Raw genomic sequence first — 17,014 nt, forward strand, 5'->3', positions numbered from 1 at the left:
TACCTGTCTCCCATCAGCTCATGCGCCGGACGTCGGGCTCTGGCGTGGCACCATTGCCACCCGCGGTGATCGCGGGTTGTTCGGCGGCGGAATCGAAATAGCGGGTTTCACCGCGCGGCTCGATCAAATCGACGCGCACGGTCCGCATCGGAATGCTGACATCGACCGCGGTCGCGCTGACCTGATTTATCGCCAGATCGACCGACCGCCGCCGCGGCCCACCGGGCTCACTGATGGTGACGGTGGTGTGCGCGGTCGATACCTGCGGCGGCAGATTGTCGAAGACCGTGATTGTAGCCGAAGATGGTGGTGAACCCGAACCGACTTGTCCCGCGGTGGCGGTCGCGGCACCGGCCGCCGGAGCCAGCCGCAGCGATTCCGGATCACCGACCGCGGCGACCAACTGCCACCAGCGGTGCGGACGCACCGAATGGACTTCGACATCCGCGCCGACCACCATGGCACGCAACACGATCTGCTGTGCCACCGGCAGATCGGCGTGCACATCGATGGTGCGCCGGCGCGGGTTGTAGCGAGCCGGGTCGAACAGCGGTAGCGCCAAGGTATGTCGGGGCTGACCGCTGATGGAACCGAGAATCTGGCCATTGGGACCGATCGCGATGGTGAGATCCGCAAGGAGCTCGTCGGGGGCGATATCGCGGCCCGATTCATCGGAGGGCACCGCACGGATCGACGTTCCGGTCGGCATGGTGGCCAGCAATGCGATGGCCTGCCGACCGGTCAAACGACGCAGATAATCCGGTGGCTCGGTCGTGACCGGTGGGCCGACATACCGTGCGAGTGCCCGCGGCCCGGTCGTGGCATCGGTGAGGCTGACGACCAATGTGGTCCGGCCGCGGTTCCACGACCAGCAATCGTCCATGCCGGCGCCGTCCATCCGCGTCCAGTCGATCAAGAAACTGGTCACACAGCGACCCGGCACCGAGGACTCCATACAGGTCCACGTCTCACGCAGATCGCCGAGTTCGACGCCTGCATGCAGGACCCTGGTGGCCTCCTGCATCGCCGCCGCAGGCAGTGCGTGCGCGGCGATACCTCGTTCTCGCAATCGGCCCGCGATGCGGTGCGCCGCGGTGGCCAGCGCTCTCGGCGCGACCATCGCGACCAGTCCGCGGCGCTGCAGCAGATCCAGATTCCGTTCCATGTCCAGCCGGACGACCAACCACGTGAGACGATGGCCGACGACCGGATGGGAGCCGATCAGCTGGTCGTAGAGCATGCTGTAGTTGCCCGTCGGACGAACCCGCTGACCGGTGGTCACGATATCGATATCGACCGCCAGACCGAATTGATCGAGCAGACCTATCAGGGCGTCGACGGGGACGGTGTCCTCGGTGTAGATGGATTTCTCCGCGATGACAGTTGGCAGGTCGAGGTTGGGCGCGAGTTGGATCATCGCCGTGAGCACAGTGCCTTCGGAGCGAATGCCGCAGACGCCGGCGGCGACCTGGATGTCCTCCACATTCACCGGACCGGCGAGCGCTTCGGCTCTGGTGGCCCGGCCGAACCGGTAATCGATCCAGTCGAGCAGCCATCTGCTGGTCGTACGGCCGTTCACCTGGACCGCCACGGTTACCAGCAGCACGGTGATCACCGCCGCGCTTGCCCAGATCGGGGTGTGCGTCCACAGCGCGGTGACCACCAGGCTGCCACCGATCACGGCTACGGCGAACGGACCACGTTCGACACCGCCCACCCGAACACTCGGAAGGCTCACCGCCGCCTCCGGACCGCGGAATTCGCATAGGTGGCGCCGACACCTAGCAGCACCGCGGCGATGATGACAACGGCGGCCGCGAACGGCGGACGACGATCCTTGGCGCGCGGCGGATCCGGCATCGCCAGTACCGATGACCGGTACAGTCCGATCGGCGGCTTCGGCGCGGTGCGATAGCTGAGAGCGGTGAGCGGGTCGATTACACCGGCGCCGACGAAGTTATCGATGCCACGAGCGGGCGCGTGCGCGCTGGCGGTCAGGCGGGCCATGATCTCGGCCGGGGTTTCGTTGGGGAATCGGGAGCGCAGCAAGGCGGCCACCCCGCTGACGTAAGCGGCGGCGAACGACGCGCCGGCGACCGGCACCAGTTTGCCGGGTTCACCGACACCATTGATCAGACCGGTGCCACCGGGACCGAGCGATTCGATCGCGGTACCTGGTGCGCCGACGGAAACCCACGGCCCCGACAGCGAATCGAGCATCGTGGCGCCAGTGGCGGTCGTGAAGCCTACCGTCAGCACGTCCGTACCGAACCAGCCCGGCGCGGCAACGTTCTTGACATCGCGCCAGTTCCTCGGGTCACTCGGCCGGGTCGGATCGATATCCGGATTCTGATCACAGCCGGCGCCGACATTGCCGGCACCCGCGACGATCAGCGCGCCCCGCACGTGTACGGCGTAGCCGATCGCCACCGACAGTATCGACTGATCCACCGCGAGTCCTACCGGAACACAGACCGGCAGTGACACCGTGATCACTCCCGCACCCAGATTCGCCGCATGCACGATCGCCCGGGACAGCGTCCGGATATCCATCGAGAGCCGTTCCGCCGCATCGCCACTCGAGCGCTCTGCGCTGAAGGCGCCGGAGCGGTACCGGATCGATATGATCCGGGCGTCCGGGGCGACCCCGGTGAATCCGTCCGTGGGATCGGATGCGGCGCCGATGATTCCGGCGACAAGGGTGCCATGCGCATCGCAGTCGGACAGACCATCGCCACCTGCTGCGACGTAGTCACCGCCGCCGACGAGGCCGGGCAGGCGGCCATTGGGCGTGACACCGGTATCGAGCACCGCGACGGTCACCCCGGCACCCCGGCTCAGTGCACGGGCATTCGGCAGATCCAGTGCAATCTCCGACGGCGGCGTGCGCGCCAGATCGCTGTCCTTCAGTACGCCGGTCGCCAAGCAGCCCTTGTCCTGTTTCGTCGGCGACTCCGGGCCGGGTGGGTCATCCGCAGGCGAGCCGATGACGACCTGCGGCGGTTCCACCGCCAATGCTGGTGCGGCGGAGGCGATCAGCGCGAATCCGGCCAGCACCGCGATCGCGGTTGTGCCGATTCGCATCAGATCGCCCGCATCGCGGTATAGATGCCCATGATCCAGCAGGCGATGATCGGAATCACCAGAATGAGCGCGTACTCGATCAGATCGATGATCCGCCGGGTGACCGGCGAGAGCCGCCGCCCCGGCAATTGCACTGCCGCGACACATGCCGCAACCGCCGCCAGGCCGATCATAAGGACGACGACCAGCCGCGCCGGCGCCGTTTCGTACGCAGTGACCAGCACGAAGCCGACACCCACAACGGTCACCGCCGACGCTACGACGAGCGCGATGGCCTGCACCCGGTCCGGGAACCAGCGTGCGCGCAGCGCCAACAGACCCGCAACGGCCGCGCCGAGCACGATTTCCCGAATACCCCCGGGGCTCACCGCGGCCGACAGCACGGCCGCGCCCGCCAAGAGTGCCGAGGTTGCGGCGATGAGCCCGCGCAGACTCGTTACCGCCAGACGGGCACGGCCTTCGATACCGGCCCCGGCCTGTTCCCGCTGCCGTTCGATGTCCTCAGCGGAATCGAGTTCGGCGTCATCGCGCGCGGATTCAGCGTCGAAGATGTCGGTCAACGTGGCAGGATTGACCTCGTTGCCGGGGTCCGGCAGATCCGGGGGCCGAATCCGGGCCACGACGACGGCAAGGCGCGGCGCGGCAGTGAGCAGCACGAGTCCGAGAAGTGCCGCGCCACCACATATCTGGCGCACCGACAGATCCAGATAGGTCAACGGAATCGCGGCGGCGGCCACGGTCGCGCCGAGCACGGTGACCGCCATCAGTGTGGCGATCCCGAGCTTGGTCACGCGCATTATGGCCGCGGCAGCGACGGCAGCGACAACTGATCCGGCGGCCAGATTGGCCGCGGCGAACGGACCCGGCTCACCGTAGGCCGGCGGCACCAGCATCGCGCCGCCGGCGAATAAGAGCGGAATCGAGGACAATGCCAACCCGAGGCAGATCCGCGGCGCGAAGTTGCGCTGCCGCGCTTGCATGGCGCCGCCCCAGCACACCGCGCCGAGCAGCAGCGCGGGCAATGCGTACCACCAGATCGACCCGGATTCGGTCCACGCCACTGACAACATCGCAGCGATGGCGAGGGCGCCGACACCCAGTGTGCTCAGGCCGACGACCGCGGCAGTGTCCGAGTCGAATTCGGCGAACTCGCGCTCGTTGATAAGCGCCAGCGCGTCGGTGATGTCCTCCACGACCGGCGTGAAGACCTCCGCGGATTCGACCGCGGCCAACATCAGCACAGTGCCGTCGACGACATCGTGGTCGGCGAGGCTGCGCCAGCGCGGCATCGGCGCCTCGCCCGGTCGAGCCAGGCTCCACTGTCCGGTCGGCGGGGTGAAATCGACTGTTTCGTCATCGATGGCGTTGGCCAGTACGACGAGCAGGTCATCGATGAACGTCTCGATGGTGAACTTGGTCGGCACCACGACGTCGACCTGGTAGCTGGAGACCAGGACCGCCATCCGAGCGCGCGCCACCTCGGCGGATGCCGCGGGCGCCGCGCCCGGTGGCGAAGCAACGGCAGTACTCATCGCCACCCTCCGGTGGCCCGGCCGCCGCTGGCGCCACCCAGATAGTTCGGGAATCCATCGGCAAGCCCGGCAGCGAGCTCTTCGAAGGCGAGCAGGGTTTCCTTGTCCACTAGGCGCAGATCGATTTCGCCGCCCTCGGCCAAGTGGTCGTCGAAGGGAAGGATGCAGGTCGGGCGCTGTCCGGTAGCGAAAAGCTTCTCGATCGCCGCGACGTCGACGACCGGCTTCGACGGCTGCTGATGCACGATCGAAACGACCGATTTCGCGATCAGATGCTGCATACCGTGCGAACTCAGCCAATTCAACGTGGCTACCGCACCCTTCACGCCACCGACGGTGGGTGGGGTGACCACCACGACGGCGTCACTGGTCTTCAGCACGCTCAGCGTCACCGAATCCAGCACGCCCGTACCGCAATCGACGAGCAGAAGATTGAAGTGGCGGCGCAGAACCTCGACGGCCGTGGCGTATTCGTGCCCCGAAAGGGCCTCGTTGGCCTCGATGGTCCACGGCGAGGCAACGGTGGCGAGATCGGCCGAGTTGATCGACATGAACGATTGCACCGTCGAGAATGCCTCCAGATTCGACGCCTGCGCCAGATCACGCAGCGTCAGGCCGTACGGGTGCGGAGCCGTACGGGTCGGCAGATCGCCGAAGTCCGGATTCGCGTCGATGGCGACGACCCGGTCCGGGCGAAGCGCCGCGAAGGTCGAACCCAGCGTCGCGGCGGTGGTGGTGCGGCCGACGCCGCCCTTCACGCTGATCACCGCGATCTGGTACGGGGTATTGAGCTGGGTCCGGATTCGGGCGCGCCGGTCCTCGGCGCGCTGCTCGGCGGGTGAGAGGCCGAGCCGGAATCCGACCTTGTTCAGCGCGCCCCGCACACCCGTGCTGGACTGCAGCTTGGCCCGATTGGCCGCCGAGATATCGGCCAACAGGTCCATCGAGGTCAGTGCCGCGGGCAGCACCTCGACCTGCGGTGTCGCCGTGCGGTCGATGCGATCGGGCACCCAGCTCGCCTGCGCGGGTTGCCATGGTGTCTCGGTGGTTTCGGCGCTGGGTCGGGCATTACTACTCGGAGTGTTCGCCGAACCTGATGCGGTCTGTGTGATTCGAGCGGTGGTGGGCTCAGCCCCGGCGTTGGCCGACCACATCTCGGGCGGCGAAGAGGCGGCCGCGTAGGTCTCGCGTACCGGATCTGCTGTCGGCGCAGCCACATTCGGCGCGGCTGTATGCGGCGCAGCGGCCTCCGGGGCGGTCGTGCGCTGCGGTGGCACCGCAGCATCGGTATTCGCCGCAGACTGTGGTATCGACTGACCGGGCGCACCGATCACCGGCTCGCTATAGCCGGATTGTGGGCGTGTGGGGACGCTACCGGTCGCCGGGCCGCTCTCCGGCTCCTCGGCCGCCTGCATGAAAAAGGCGTCATAGCCGCCCTTGTGTCGGACGGACTCGGCCGGATGACCATTCGTACTCGGCGCTCGGCTCATATCTGTCGTCCTCTCGAAAAACCCACTACCACCGGAAGCCGATGCGCCGCGACAAGTCCGACGTACCGATCACCCGACCCGACTGGTATCGAACCAACTTCGGCTCGGTAATAGCTCGACCAGTGCTCCGATGGCGGCATGCAAGGCGGCGTCGTCACCCGGAGCGTAGGTCGATCGGACTTCCCCGTCCATCGCCACACTCGGGGTCACAATCACCCGTCCCGAAAGTGTATCCAGCACACCGACACCGACGCGCGGCCGATGCTCGCTACCGTCCCGGTGCTCGATCATCACCACCTCCGCACGCCGCACAACCTCATCGACAATGCGACTGAGCACACCCGCAGTATGCGGCTGCGCGCCCAACTCGAGCAAAGCCTGCCGACACTCCTCCCGATCATCGGGTACTTCGCCGAATTCCGCCTGCGAAGCGGTCACCGGCTCGAAACGCAGTGCCGGACAGGGGCCCAACGCCGCAGCCAGTGCAGCGGAGACGGCGTCCAGCTGACGTCCCTCCTGGAACACCTGCTGAATGACGACTTCGTCATCATGTCGCACCGCAAGGACATGCGTATCGCCCTGCCGGACCAGCGACAGCCGCAGCATGCCCTGCCGTTTACCGTCCGGGCCGAAATCCAGCACCCGCGCAACCAGTTCCACATCCGGTCGGTACAGACACTGCAGCCAGTTCTCGACTACCGGGTGCACCCGATCGCCGTCGATGATGCCCGCTTCCGCGAGATCCCGCGCGACTACCGAGCGCACCCGGTCCAGATCGTCGAGTTTGTAGACATTCGGCAGCAATGCCAATACCGGAGGATAGGAGTCGATGCCCGCCATGTCTTGCAACAGCAGCGCGGCATCGACATTCAGGTCGACCGCGATCGGATCGGTCTCCACTGCCTACCGTTACGCCTTGATCGCGCCGAAACGGTTTCCTTGGACGATATCGACCTGGTTCATGGTTCCACCGCTGTTCATGTGCTGGGACATGACGGAGTTCAGCTGCTTGACCTGGCCGTCGTAGGCGGTGATCTTGCTGTCGAAGGTACTCATGATGCCTTGGTATCCCTCTGCGGCAGAACCCTGGAATTCCTGCATCAGCAAATTGTACAGAGCGCGCAGATTCTCCGTGTTGGTCTGCATCGCGGCAACAAGGGAGCCGATGTTGCCGGTGGCCGCCTCCGCAGCGCTGTAATTGAAGTGAATAGGTCCGCTCATCGTAATTGCCTTTCTAGAACCTAGTTTATTTACTCAGTGCCACGTGTTGAAGTCGACCTTCGATGCTCCGGCGTTATAAGCCGCCTGCCCCGTCGCGCCCATGAAGTTGTGGTCGCCACCCGCACCCACGAAGCCGTCGGCGTTGCCGCTGTGGCTGACCTGCGACGCCGCGTCCAAGTCATGGGCGTCGATCTTGACATGGGCATCGTTCAACGCGTCGATGATCTCCTGCAGCGTGCCACCCAGAGATTTGCCCGCGTTGTACGCGTTGGACAGTGCTGTCTGAGCCGCCCGACCGGTCAGACTGCTGGGCGGTACCGCTGCCGCCAGCTCGTCCTGGGCACTCCAGAGACCGTTCATATGGCCCTCGAGCTCACCGAGGCAAGCGGCCGAATTAGCGGCACCCGTCTTCAGTTTCTCGGGGTCGACATGAGTGAAAGTAGCCATTGTTGTTCCTCTCCATCAACTGGATTCGACCTCGGCGATTTACCTCGGAAGAACTGGGGTATTCGAATCCGCATCGTCGTCGGATCGCTCGATGACTCCGACCAGAACGTCCTGATCAGTATCCGATTCCTCCGGACGATCGGTGTATTCGATGACACCGATCACCGGAGGCTTCTCCAGTACCGGGACTTCGAACTGCTCGCCCGGCACGAAAACCTTGCCCGGCTTGCGTTCCTCGTCGCGGCGACGCCGCCGCATTCGAGCATTGGCCGCGACCACCCGGCGCGGTGGGCCACCGCGGGTCGCGGGTCCGGCCGACACCGGATTCGAGGTGGGACCGAAGCTGGCACCGGGTGCACGCAGCCAGCTCGACGGCATGCGGAATCCGGTCGAGGCGCCCGGCATCGAACCGAGTCCACCACGCATCATGTTGATGGCGACGAGACTGCCCACCCCACCATTCAGGCCAGCCAGTGTCGGTGAGTTCTGCGATGCGCCGTACAACCACTGATCCGACGCTCCGGAGTCGAAGCCGTTCGCACTCGAATCACCGGGCAGCGAACTGGGATCCGGCGCGAATTGCTGCGGGTCGGTGGGGGTAGCCGAGTCCGTCGGATCGGTGGGCTGTGTGGGCAAGTCTTTACCGCCGGACCCGTTGTCACCGCCGCCGTTCGAACCATTGTCGCCACCGCCGTTGGTGTCACCGTCGCCATTCGACCCGATTTGCCGCGTCGACGAGGTAGTTTCGGTCGTCCCGGTACGAGTGTCGGTCGGTCGGTAAGACGTCGGGTCGTCATAGGTCGCCAAGTCCATGGTCGGGCCCGGATCGCCACCGGCCACGATCGGCGGCGCCACGACCGGCGTCGGCAGCGCGGCCAGTGTGGGCAGGAGTGCGCCGGCATAGCCCAGCATCACATCGACCGCGGCGGCCCTGACCAACAGCAATTCCGCCTCGGCCTCGCCGACCACGAGCGCGGCTGCCCCGAAAACCCCACTCCCGAGGGCTGCGGCCGATTCCCGCGCCCGAACTGTCTCGCACCACGCCGCGACAGCCGTCATGGCTTTGTGAGCCCCGGAGTAAATGGTGACTACTTTGTTCGCGATGTCAGCGGTCCGCTCCGCAACTTCCGCCTGCTCACGCAGCCAGTTCGCGTGGTTGCGAAACGCCGCCTGCGCCTGATCGGCGGATAATCCCCCCCACGCTCCGCCCATTTGGCCCATCGAGCCATCGGTATTGGCCGCAGCCGCACGCAATTGCTTGGCCATCGCGTCATACGCGCGTGCCGTGGCCGTCGTCGACGCGGATCCGTCACCCGTGAGCAACGGATAAATTATTGCTTCCGGCGCCAATGCACCGAATATGAGACCAAGCGGCATGTCATCAACCTTCGCTCGGGCTTTTCGCGACTACTTGTCGAATACCACTCCATTGCGGACAACGTGCGCTCCGTAATGCTCATCGTTGACGGTGTAGGAGATATCTATCTCAGGCAAAGTGACCGCGCCACGGGCTCCCTGAAAAGCCCCGTCTACCGTTGCAGGGAAGAACGATATCGCGTGAGCGCCGAAGAAGGCAGGGATGAACGGGCTGATGTCGTCGTGACCAGGCTGCATCGGCACGGAAGCCGGAGCCTTTGAGTGGAGCATCAGCATCAGATCGTCAGCACTGATACCAAGGCGTGCGGCAATGACCGGGAGTTCCCCCGGAACAAAATCGAGGTTCATGGCAGTCTCCTAACGACTGGTGCCAGTTGCCGACAAGTGGCACATCAAGACCGTTCCGTCATAGAGAACGCTATGCCATTCCCAACTATGGGAATGGCGGTCGGCCGAGCCGCTCTACCCATTGCTGAGCTGGGACAAACCACCACGGATCTACTCCTCCGGTGGTACCCAAGCGGACTGAACGAGATCCTTGCGGGAGTGCAGGGGCTCCACAAAGATGCCGCGCCCGACCGGCTGCTTCGTCGGCTTCACATCCCCGATGAGAATGCCGTCCAGCTTCGAGCCGTCCATGATGAGGCCCGACGAGTTGAGGTTCTTCATCTGACCGAGCACGTTGTCATACATCGCGGTATCGGCCTGAGCGATGTTTCGCGCGACGATCACGTGCAAGCCAGTGTCGCGACCGTCGATGATGATGTCCTTCAACGGTTCCAGCGGATTGCGCAGACCACGCTGGGCGACCATGTGATAGTCGTCGATCACCACGAAGATCTCCGGACCGCTCCACCATGAGCGTTCCTTGAGCTGCTGGGAAGTAACCCCGTCCGGCGGACGGCGGCCACGCATCTTTTCCGCGAACGGCGGCAGCCCCTCGAGCAGGTCGCGCTCGCTGGTCAGGAAGCCGATCGACTGCTCCTCCGGGATGGCATCCATATGCTGACGGCGGTAGTCGATGAGCAGTACCCGGGCTTGATCCTTGGTGAACTGCCTGCGGATCGACTCGAGCAGTGCGGCCAACACCGTCGACTTGCCCGAGCCGGATGCCCCCAGGACGATGAAGTGCGTTGATACGCCGAAATCGACTGCGGCGGGCTGCAAATCGGATTCGCGAATACCGAACGGCACTACAAGTCGATGGGCCGGGCTCGCCGGGCCCGGACGGCCGGCCATGATCTCGTCCAAGGTGATCTGCGGAGGCAGCAGCTTCACCCCTGGCGCTCGGCGGCCTTGGTAGGTCTGGTGCAGCTGCTCGATCGCGGCGGCCAGACCCGCACCCGCCGAGTCCGCCGCACTATTGCCATCGATGCGCGGCAGTGCGGTCAGCATGTGCAGCGCGTCGTTGGATATACAGCGGCCGGGGCGATCCGGAGGGATCGCGGCGACAACATTACGCTGCCCGAGGAATACCGTGTCGGTCAAGTCACCCAGGCGCATTTCCAGCCGGGTCTGCAACAGATCCTTGATGGCCGGACGAATCGCCGCCCACCTGGAGCTGCTGACCACCAAATGGATTCCATAGTTCAAACCCTGCAGCGCGATCGACTCCATGACCGGCAGGTACTCGTCGAAATACGGTCCGGTGACGGCGAACCCGACATCCCAGCCATCGACGACCAGGAAGACATCGCCGTGCTCGTCACCTCGCGCGGTGAGTTCCGCCGACTCCCGAGGTAGGCCGCGGCGGCGGCGGAATTCACGCATCGAGTCGATGCCGAGTTCGGCGAACAGCGCCTGCCGACTGGCGATGAGATTGGTGACCAGAGCGAAGGTTCGGCGGATCCGGTCACCGTCTCGGCCCGAGGCCACCGAGCCGACATGCGGCACATTGCGCACACTCGACAGGCCACCGGAGAAGTCGAGGCAGTAGAACTGCACCTGTTCCGGGGTATGGGTCAGTGCGGCGGCCATGATCAGCGTCTGCAACGCGGTCGATTTACCGGACTGAGGACCACCGACGACGGCAACATGCCCCCCGGCCGCGGACAGATCGACAGACCACACGTCCTGGCGTTGCAGGCGCGGCTTGTCCACGATCGCCAGCGGCAGCTGCAGTGCGCCCGCTGTGACCGCGGGAAGCAGCTTGTCCAGGGTCGGCGGCACCGTCAGCGGCGGCAGCCACATCTTGTGCGCCGGTGTGCCGAAACCGCCCAGCTGTTGCAGCACCGTCTCCATCACGGTCAACGGCTCACTGTCCGTTGTCTGCGACGGCTGCACAACAGGTTCGGGCTCGATGGCCGCAGGGCGCACATCGATGATATGGGCCGTGGTGAATTGCTGTGGCGGCCGATAGCCACCGCCGGGTCGCCTGGCACGTTGGGCACTGGATGCCGAGACCTGGGCTGGGGCGACATACGGTGCGCCGACATATGCGGCCTGGAATCGCTGCAAATCACCCGAGCCGACTCGCAGATAACCCGAACCCGGCTTCTTCGGCAGGTGATAGGCGTCCGCGGTACCGATGGCGTCGCGGGAGTCAGCGGTCTGGTTGGTGCGCAACGCAATTCGGTAGGACAAGTGCGCCTCCAGCTCACCCATCCGGTTGGCGGGCACCTTCTGTGAGGCCAGTAACAGGTGGATGCGCAACGAACGACCCAACCGGCCGATCGCGACAAACAGTTTGGAGAAATTCGGATGCTGTTCGAGCAGTTCGGCGAACTCGTCGAGGATGATCAACAGCGTGGGCAGCGGTGCGAGCTGCGCGCCCTGTTCACGGGCCCGCTCGTAATCGGCGACGCTGGCGAAGTTGCCCGCATCGCGCAAAATCCTTTGCCGCCGGCCCATTTCGCCGTTGATCACGTCTTCCATACGAGTGACGAGATCGGCCTCTTCTTCCATGTTGGTGACCACGGCCGTTACATGGTGCAGCCGGTCGAACCCGAGGAAGGTCGCACCACCCTTGAAGTCGACCAGCAGCAGGTTCAGCTGATCCGGGGTATGCGTCGCCACTGCCGAAAGCACGAGGGTGCGAAGGAATTCCGACTTTCCGGAACCGGTGGCACCGATGCACATGCCGTGCGGGCCCATGCCCTCCTCGGCCGATTCCTTGATATCGAGATAGACCGCGCCACCGGCCGGATCGTGGCCGAAGGGAATATTCAGCCGGGATCGGTCCGAGTCACGGCGGTGCGGCCACTGCTGCTCGACCCGGATGGCGCCCGGATCGGTTATGCCGACCAGTTCCTCCCACGACGTGCCGCCGCTGGCCTGATCCGCGACCACGGCCTCGACGACGGTGGACAGCCGATAGGGGGAGATATTGCGGGCCAACGCCTTCGCCGTCGCCACCGACATCGCGTCGGCGGCTCCGACCCGCCGCAGGCCGCGCGGGGTCACCTCGTGCAGCGCCCGATCGGGCCCGACGGTGAACTTCAGGGCTCGCGGCAAGGTCTGCTCGGTCCGACCCAGCCGCAGCCAGGTGCAACCATCGATACCGGAGATGTCCCGATCGGTGGCAGGAGCGCTGTCATCGACGATCAGCAGATAATGCTTTCGATCCAGCGTCGGCTCGGAATTGGCGGAGAACGGACCACGATTGAGTCCGGCCAGCGCCTTGGCACGCAACTCCGAAACGCTGCGATACACCATACGACTCGGCCCGATCGCGTCCGTATCGGTGGGATGTTGGGTGTGCGGCAGCCATTTCAGCCACGACCATTCCGGTGCGTCCGGATTCGACAGCACCGCGGCGACCGCGACCTGATCCGGGCCGTGCAGTACGACGACCTCGGCGACCATCGCCCGCACCAGCGCGGCCACCGCGTCGTGATCGCCATCGACACTGATCTGCGGAGCCGAGAGCAGATTGATCGCGACCGGCATACCCCCGACAGTCGAATACGCCTTCGCGAATCGGGTCACCTCGACGACGCCGACCGGGTCCAGATCGGAGGTGGGCGCGGCCTCGGGCACAATGACCCGAACCTGGTTGGCGATCCGGCCCCGCCCAATACGTACCCGCAGGAACTGGGGACTGGCAACCTGGACTTCCCACATCCGTTTGCCACCGATCAACGCGGCGATTTCGGCCGGACCGGGATGGGTGTAGCGCAAATAGTTATGTAGTTCCGTCTCCGCGGCGTGCACGGTCTTGCGGTTATCGGTGACGCTGCGCAGATAGTCCTTGCGTTCCTCGTTCAGACTCGCCGCACCGCCGGCACCGCCTCCGGAGAACGCACCGCCCATCATCCCGCCCATGGAAACCAGCATCATGATCGGGAACATCAACATCATCGGCGACATCTGCCCGCCGCTGCGGAACATCATCACCATCATCCCGACCATGGCCGACACCATGACCACCGGCATGATCATCTTCAGCCGCGACGGCGGCACCGGTTTGGGCAGTTCGGTCGGCGGCTGCAACCGCAATTCGGTCACCGCGGGGGCTTTCGGTCCACGCACCATCCGAGCGGGCCGAACGAATCGGCGGGTAGCTGTCACGAGGTGCCGCCCGGAAGACCGATGACGGCCTTATTCGTCGGGATGCCGTCGTGTTGGAGCCGGGCATCATTCTTCGACAAGGTGGGACCGACCGCGAACAGCGACACAATGGACCACGGTGCGGGCACCGGGGTCCGCAGTCCCAGCGACGTCAAGGTCGAATCCGGGGCGGAGTTGGACTCCACAACGGCAGCGATGCCGTACCGAACGCCGCTGTCGGAGATCCAGAACAACGACTCCCGCCGAGGCGATCCCGGATCCGCGCCGGTCACCTGGACGAAGCGTCCGGTGGTCCGCGGCAGATACGCGGCGTCGGCGGTGGTGCCACGTGAACCGGTGGCCGTCACCAGGCCCACGGTTCGGGTCTGCTCGTCGACCTGCAATGGCAGTTGCCGTCCCACCAGCAACTCGGTCGAAGCATTCTGATCGGTGCCCGCGCGCCACCAGTGATAGCAGGTCACCCCCAGTCGCATCGGATCGACGACATGCACCGGCCGAATCGGATAGGCAGCCGTCCCCGGCCACGCACCCGGACGCAGATTCGCCGCGATGACATCCGGCCCGACCGTCCTTGTCGACACCGAACCGTGCGAGTCGGCATTGCGGATGATCGACGCCAGCACCGAATTGATCTGCACCACACCGGATTCCGAAACCAGATAGTAGAATGCGCCGCGATCCGGCGCCGACACCGTGAGCACCGAACCGACCGGCACGCTCAGCCCCGAGGACAATGTCACGATATTCCCCGCACCGGGCACATCGGGCACACGCAGCGGCGGGACCTCGGGTATGGCGGAGATGAAACCCTTGGATGCCGAGACCACGGTAGAGGTCGGGTCGATGCCAAGGGCCAGGATCACCGCCGAATTACTCAGATCTATCGACGCGCGAACGATGCCCTGCTGTGGATCGGAGTACACCAGCCAGGTGGTGGTGTCATCGCGCAATAGCCGGGCCTCGTCAGCGCCCAAACCGCGGATCGCATCGCCATCGACGGTCAGCGGACCGCCGATCGCGGTCGTCAACACCGGCGACAAAGCGACGGTGGGCAATCCGGTCTGCGGATTGACCGGCGCCGCCGCACCGACCTTCGCGGTATCGCATACCGTCCACGACGAATTCCGGTCCCCATTGTCCGCGATCACCCCGGGCGCGCCGGGAATACCGACCCATGGCCCGCGCGGATACTTGGCCAACTCATCGCGCGAGACCGGTACCGGATTTTCCGCCGAACCGGCGATGAGTCGGGCCGAGGTCAGATTCAGCGCTGGATACAATCGACCGCCGACCTTCACATACAGCGCCCCGGTGTCCTTCTCCGCGATGATCTTCGAGTCCCCCACCTTCTTGGCGGGTTTGAAGAATCCCAGGACGGCCGCGCCAGCGATCACCAAGCAGGCCAACGCGATACCGATCGACAGCGCGGTGGAGCGACCACGCTGCGGATCATCGATCATCGAGGCGTCCCGGCGAACCAGCGCATGCTCGATCCGGCGCAGCAGAAACCGCCAACCCGATATCTGGTGCTTGGTCACCACCCGGAAGCGCGCCATGCGGATCAGCCCGTCGCGGCCGGCGCCAAGCCCGCGAGCGCGGCACTGATGTCCGAGGAGTCGATGGTCATCAACTCCTCATTGGTCATCGAAAGCACATCCGCGTTGTCCCTGGTGAAGCGGTAGTCCCGCTCGGCTTCGGCGGCCTCGACCACATTGCGGACGAAACGGCCGTTGCCCGCCAGGTCGATGAGCCGCCTGCCGTTCTTGCTCTGCCCGGAGAGTTGCTCACACCGCACCCGCAGTACGTCTTTGGCGTCGCCGGACAGGATCGAGTCCTTCTTGTGCGCAATATGATCGGCGATCCGCACCAATTCGTCGGCGTCATAGCTGGAGAAGCGGATGCGCTTGGTGAAACGCGAGGCGAGACCGTCGTTGGAGGCCAGGAACCGATCGATCTGGTCCTCGTACCCCGCGATGATCACGACCAATTTGTCACGGTCGTTCTCCATGCGAGCCAGCAGGGTGTCGACGGCTTCCTTACCGAATGCGTCACCGCCGGACAGCCCCTCCTGAATCAGGGTGTATGCCTCATCGATGAACAGCACGCCACCAAGCGCGGAATCGATCAGCGCGTTCGTCTTCGGCGCGGTGTGGCCGAGGTGGGTGCCGACCATATCGTTACGCGATACCTCGATGACGTCGGCATTCTCGACGACGCCGAGCCCGGCGAAGATCTTGGCGATAACACGGGCGATGGTCGTCTTACCGGTACCGGGCGGACCGGAGAAGATCAGATGCTGCGATCGGGAATCCACGGCCAGACCGCGCTTGGCCCGCACCTGATCCATCAGCACACCCGACTTGAGCCGGTCGACCTGCTCCTTGACCGAGTCCATGCCGATCTGCGCCCGCAACAGATCGGAGGCCTCCTCCAGCAGTGACTCGCGTGCGAGTCGCGCCGCGGATGCGGCAACCTCGGACGGGTCGTCACCGGACTTCGGATCCCACTGATTCGTGCGCGAGGCGATGACCTCGGCAGTGGTGACCTCGAGTCGATAAGACTTGTCCCGCACCGCACGCTGCCATTCGGGACGGTCCGGCCACAGCGCGGACCCCTGCAGACCCTTGAGGATCTTGTCGGCGGCATCGTGTTCGCCGTCGTGGCGCAGCAGCATCCCGAGCAGGAAATGCGCATCCGCCCAGATGTAGGACAGGTTGCCGGACTGACTGTCCTCGACGATGCGCTGCGCGCGCGGCAGGGCCTCGCCGAATCGACCCAGATGCGCCAGCGCCTGTGCCGTCATCAGCTCGGCGGCGATATCCAACAGCCCATCGTCGAGCGCTGGCTTGGCATTGCGAGCGGCGAGCACATCCAGCCACTGTTTGGTGCGGAAATACAGCGACATCCGCACGAAGTCGGCGACATCGTCGCGTGGCACTTCGGCGAGAATGGCCGCGGCTTCCTGCCATTCGCCACCGTCGGCATAAGAGCATGCCTGGGCGATGGCGATCTGATCCCGATCCGCCATGGCGACGCGCAGTCCGAAGACGCCGATCTCGACCTGACACCACAGCGCACGATCGACCAGACCGGCGCGTTGCTGATCCCGGTACAGGTTGTGCACCGATCGGTACGCACCATAGATCACCTCGGAGGTGACTTCACCAGCCATGGCGCGGCCCAACCAGGCATCGCACATATCCGGATCCAGGTCGGTGGCGGCGCGGAAGGCAGCCGCCGCCTGCTGTTCATTTCGCACGCCCCCGGCGACGAGCGCCAGACTTTGCACACCTGTGTAGAACGCGTCCTCGGCCGCAGACAACTCGGGACTTCCCTTCCGACGATCCTCGTGGA

Annotated in this window: 12 protein-coding genes; all 12 read right to left on the reverse strand. The window is 65.1% G+C overall.

Annotated elements, in window-relative coordinates:
* Window positions 1-13: 13 nt before the first annotated feature.
* The 12 genes from eccE to eccA all read right to left on the reverse strand — a co-directional run bounded on the left by eccE (window position 14) and on the right by eccA (window position 16,982).
* On the reverse strand, window positions 14-1,738 hold the full coding sequence (eccE, locus tag ACQP2U_RS30200) for a type VII secretion protein EccE (protein ID WP_433710578.1): 1,725 nt from the start codon (window positions 1,736-1,738) through the stop codon (window positions 14-16).
* Window positions 1,735-3,084, reverse strand: a complete 1,350-nt coding sequence (mycP, locus tag ACQP2U_RS30205) for a type VII secretion-associated serine protease mycosin (RefSeq protein WP_433710579.1) — start codon at window positions 3,082-3,084, stop codon at window positions 1,735-1,737. Before mycP ends, eccE begins: the two co-directional genes overlap by 4 nt.
* A complete protein-coding gene (eccD, locus tag ACQP2U_RS30210) occupies window positions 3,084-4,616 on the reverse strand; it encodes a type VII secretion integral membrane protein EccD (RefSeq protein ID WP_433710580.1) in 1,533 nt (510 codons plus the stop codon). Before eccD ends, mycP begins: the two co-directional genes overlap by 1 nt.
* Entirely contained in the window at window positions 4,613-6,106 is a 1,494-nt protein-coding gene (locus ACQP2U_RS30215; RefSeq protein ID WP_433710581.1) for an AAA family ATPase, read from the reverse strand. Before ACQP2U_RS30215 ends, eccD begins: the two co-directional genes overlap by 4 nt.
* Before the next feature lie 69 nt (window positions 6,107-6,175).
* Window positions 6,176-7,006, reverse strand: a complete 831-nt coding sequence (locus ACQP2U_RS30220; protein WP_433710582.1) for an ESX secretion-associated protein EspG — start codon at window positions 7,004-7,006, stop codon at window positions 6,176-6,178.
* 9 nt (window positions 7,007-7,015) lie between these two features.
* Complete coding sequence (locus ACQP2U_RS30225) at window positions 7,016-7,327, reverse strand: WXG100 family type VII secretion target (RefSeq protein WP_397027789.1); 312 nt, start codon at window positions 7,325-7,327, stop codon at window positions 7,016-7,018.
* A gap of 33 nt (window positions 7,328-7,360) precedes the next feature.
* A complete protein-coding gene (locus tag ACQP2U_RS30230; RefSeq protein WP_433710583.1) occupies window positions 7,361-7,774 on the reverse strand; it encodes a hypothetical protein in 414 nt (137 codons plus the stop codon).
* Between the two features lie 39 nt (window positions 7,775-7,813).
* Window positions 7,814-9,151, reverse strand: coding sequence for a PPE domain-containing protein (locus ACQP2U_RS30235; RefSeq protein WP_433710584.1), 1,338 nt, complete (start codon window positions 9,149-9,151; stop codon window positions 7,814-7,816).
* Between the two features lie 30 nt (window positions 9,152-9,181).
* The gene (locus ACQP2U_RS30240; protein ID WP_433710585.1) at window positions 9,182-9,499 is read right to left on the reverse strand and encodes a hypothetical protein; all 318 of its coding nucleotides are present in this window, start codon (window positions 9,497-9,499) and stop codon (window positions 9,182-9,184) included.
* Between the two features lie 150 nt (window positions 9,500-9,649).
* Window positions 9,650-13,597, reverse strand: a complete 3,948-nt coding sequence (gene eccCa, locus ACQP2U_RS30245; protein ID WP_433710586.1) for a type VII secretion protein EccCa — start codon at window positions 13,595-13,597, stop codon at window positions 9,650-9,652.
* A 59-nt stretch (window positions 13,598-13,656) separates the two neighbouring features.
* Entirely contained in the window at window positions 13,657-15,216 is a 1,560-nt protein-coding gene (eccB, locus tag ACQP2U_RS30250) for a type VII secretion protein EccB (RefSeq protein ID WP_433710587.1), read from the reverse strand.
* Window positions 15,217-15,221: 5 nt separating this feature from the next.
* Window positions 15,222-16,982: a type VII secretion AAA-ATPase EccA gene (eccA, locus tag ACQP2U_RS30255; RefSeq protein ID WP_433710588.1), complete on the reverse strand. Its 1,761-nt coding sequence runs from the start codon at window positions 16,980-16,982 to the stop codon at window positions 15,222-15,224.
* Between the last annotated feature and the right edge of the window lie 32 nt (window positions 16,983-17,014).

This window comes from Nocardia sp. CA-084685 (assembly GCF_050955785.1).
In the GTDB taxonomy this organism is placed as follows: domain Bacteria; phylum Actinomycetota; class Actinomycetes; order Mycobacteriales; family Mycobacteriaceae; genus Nocardia.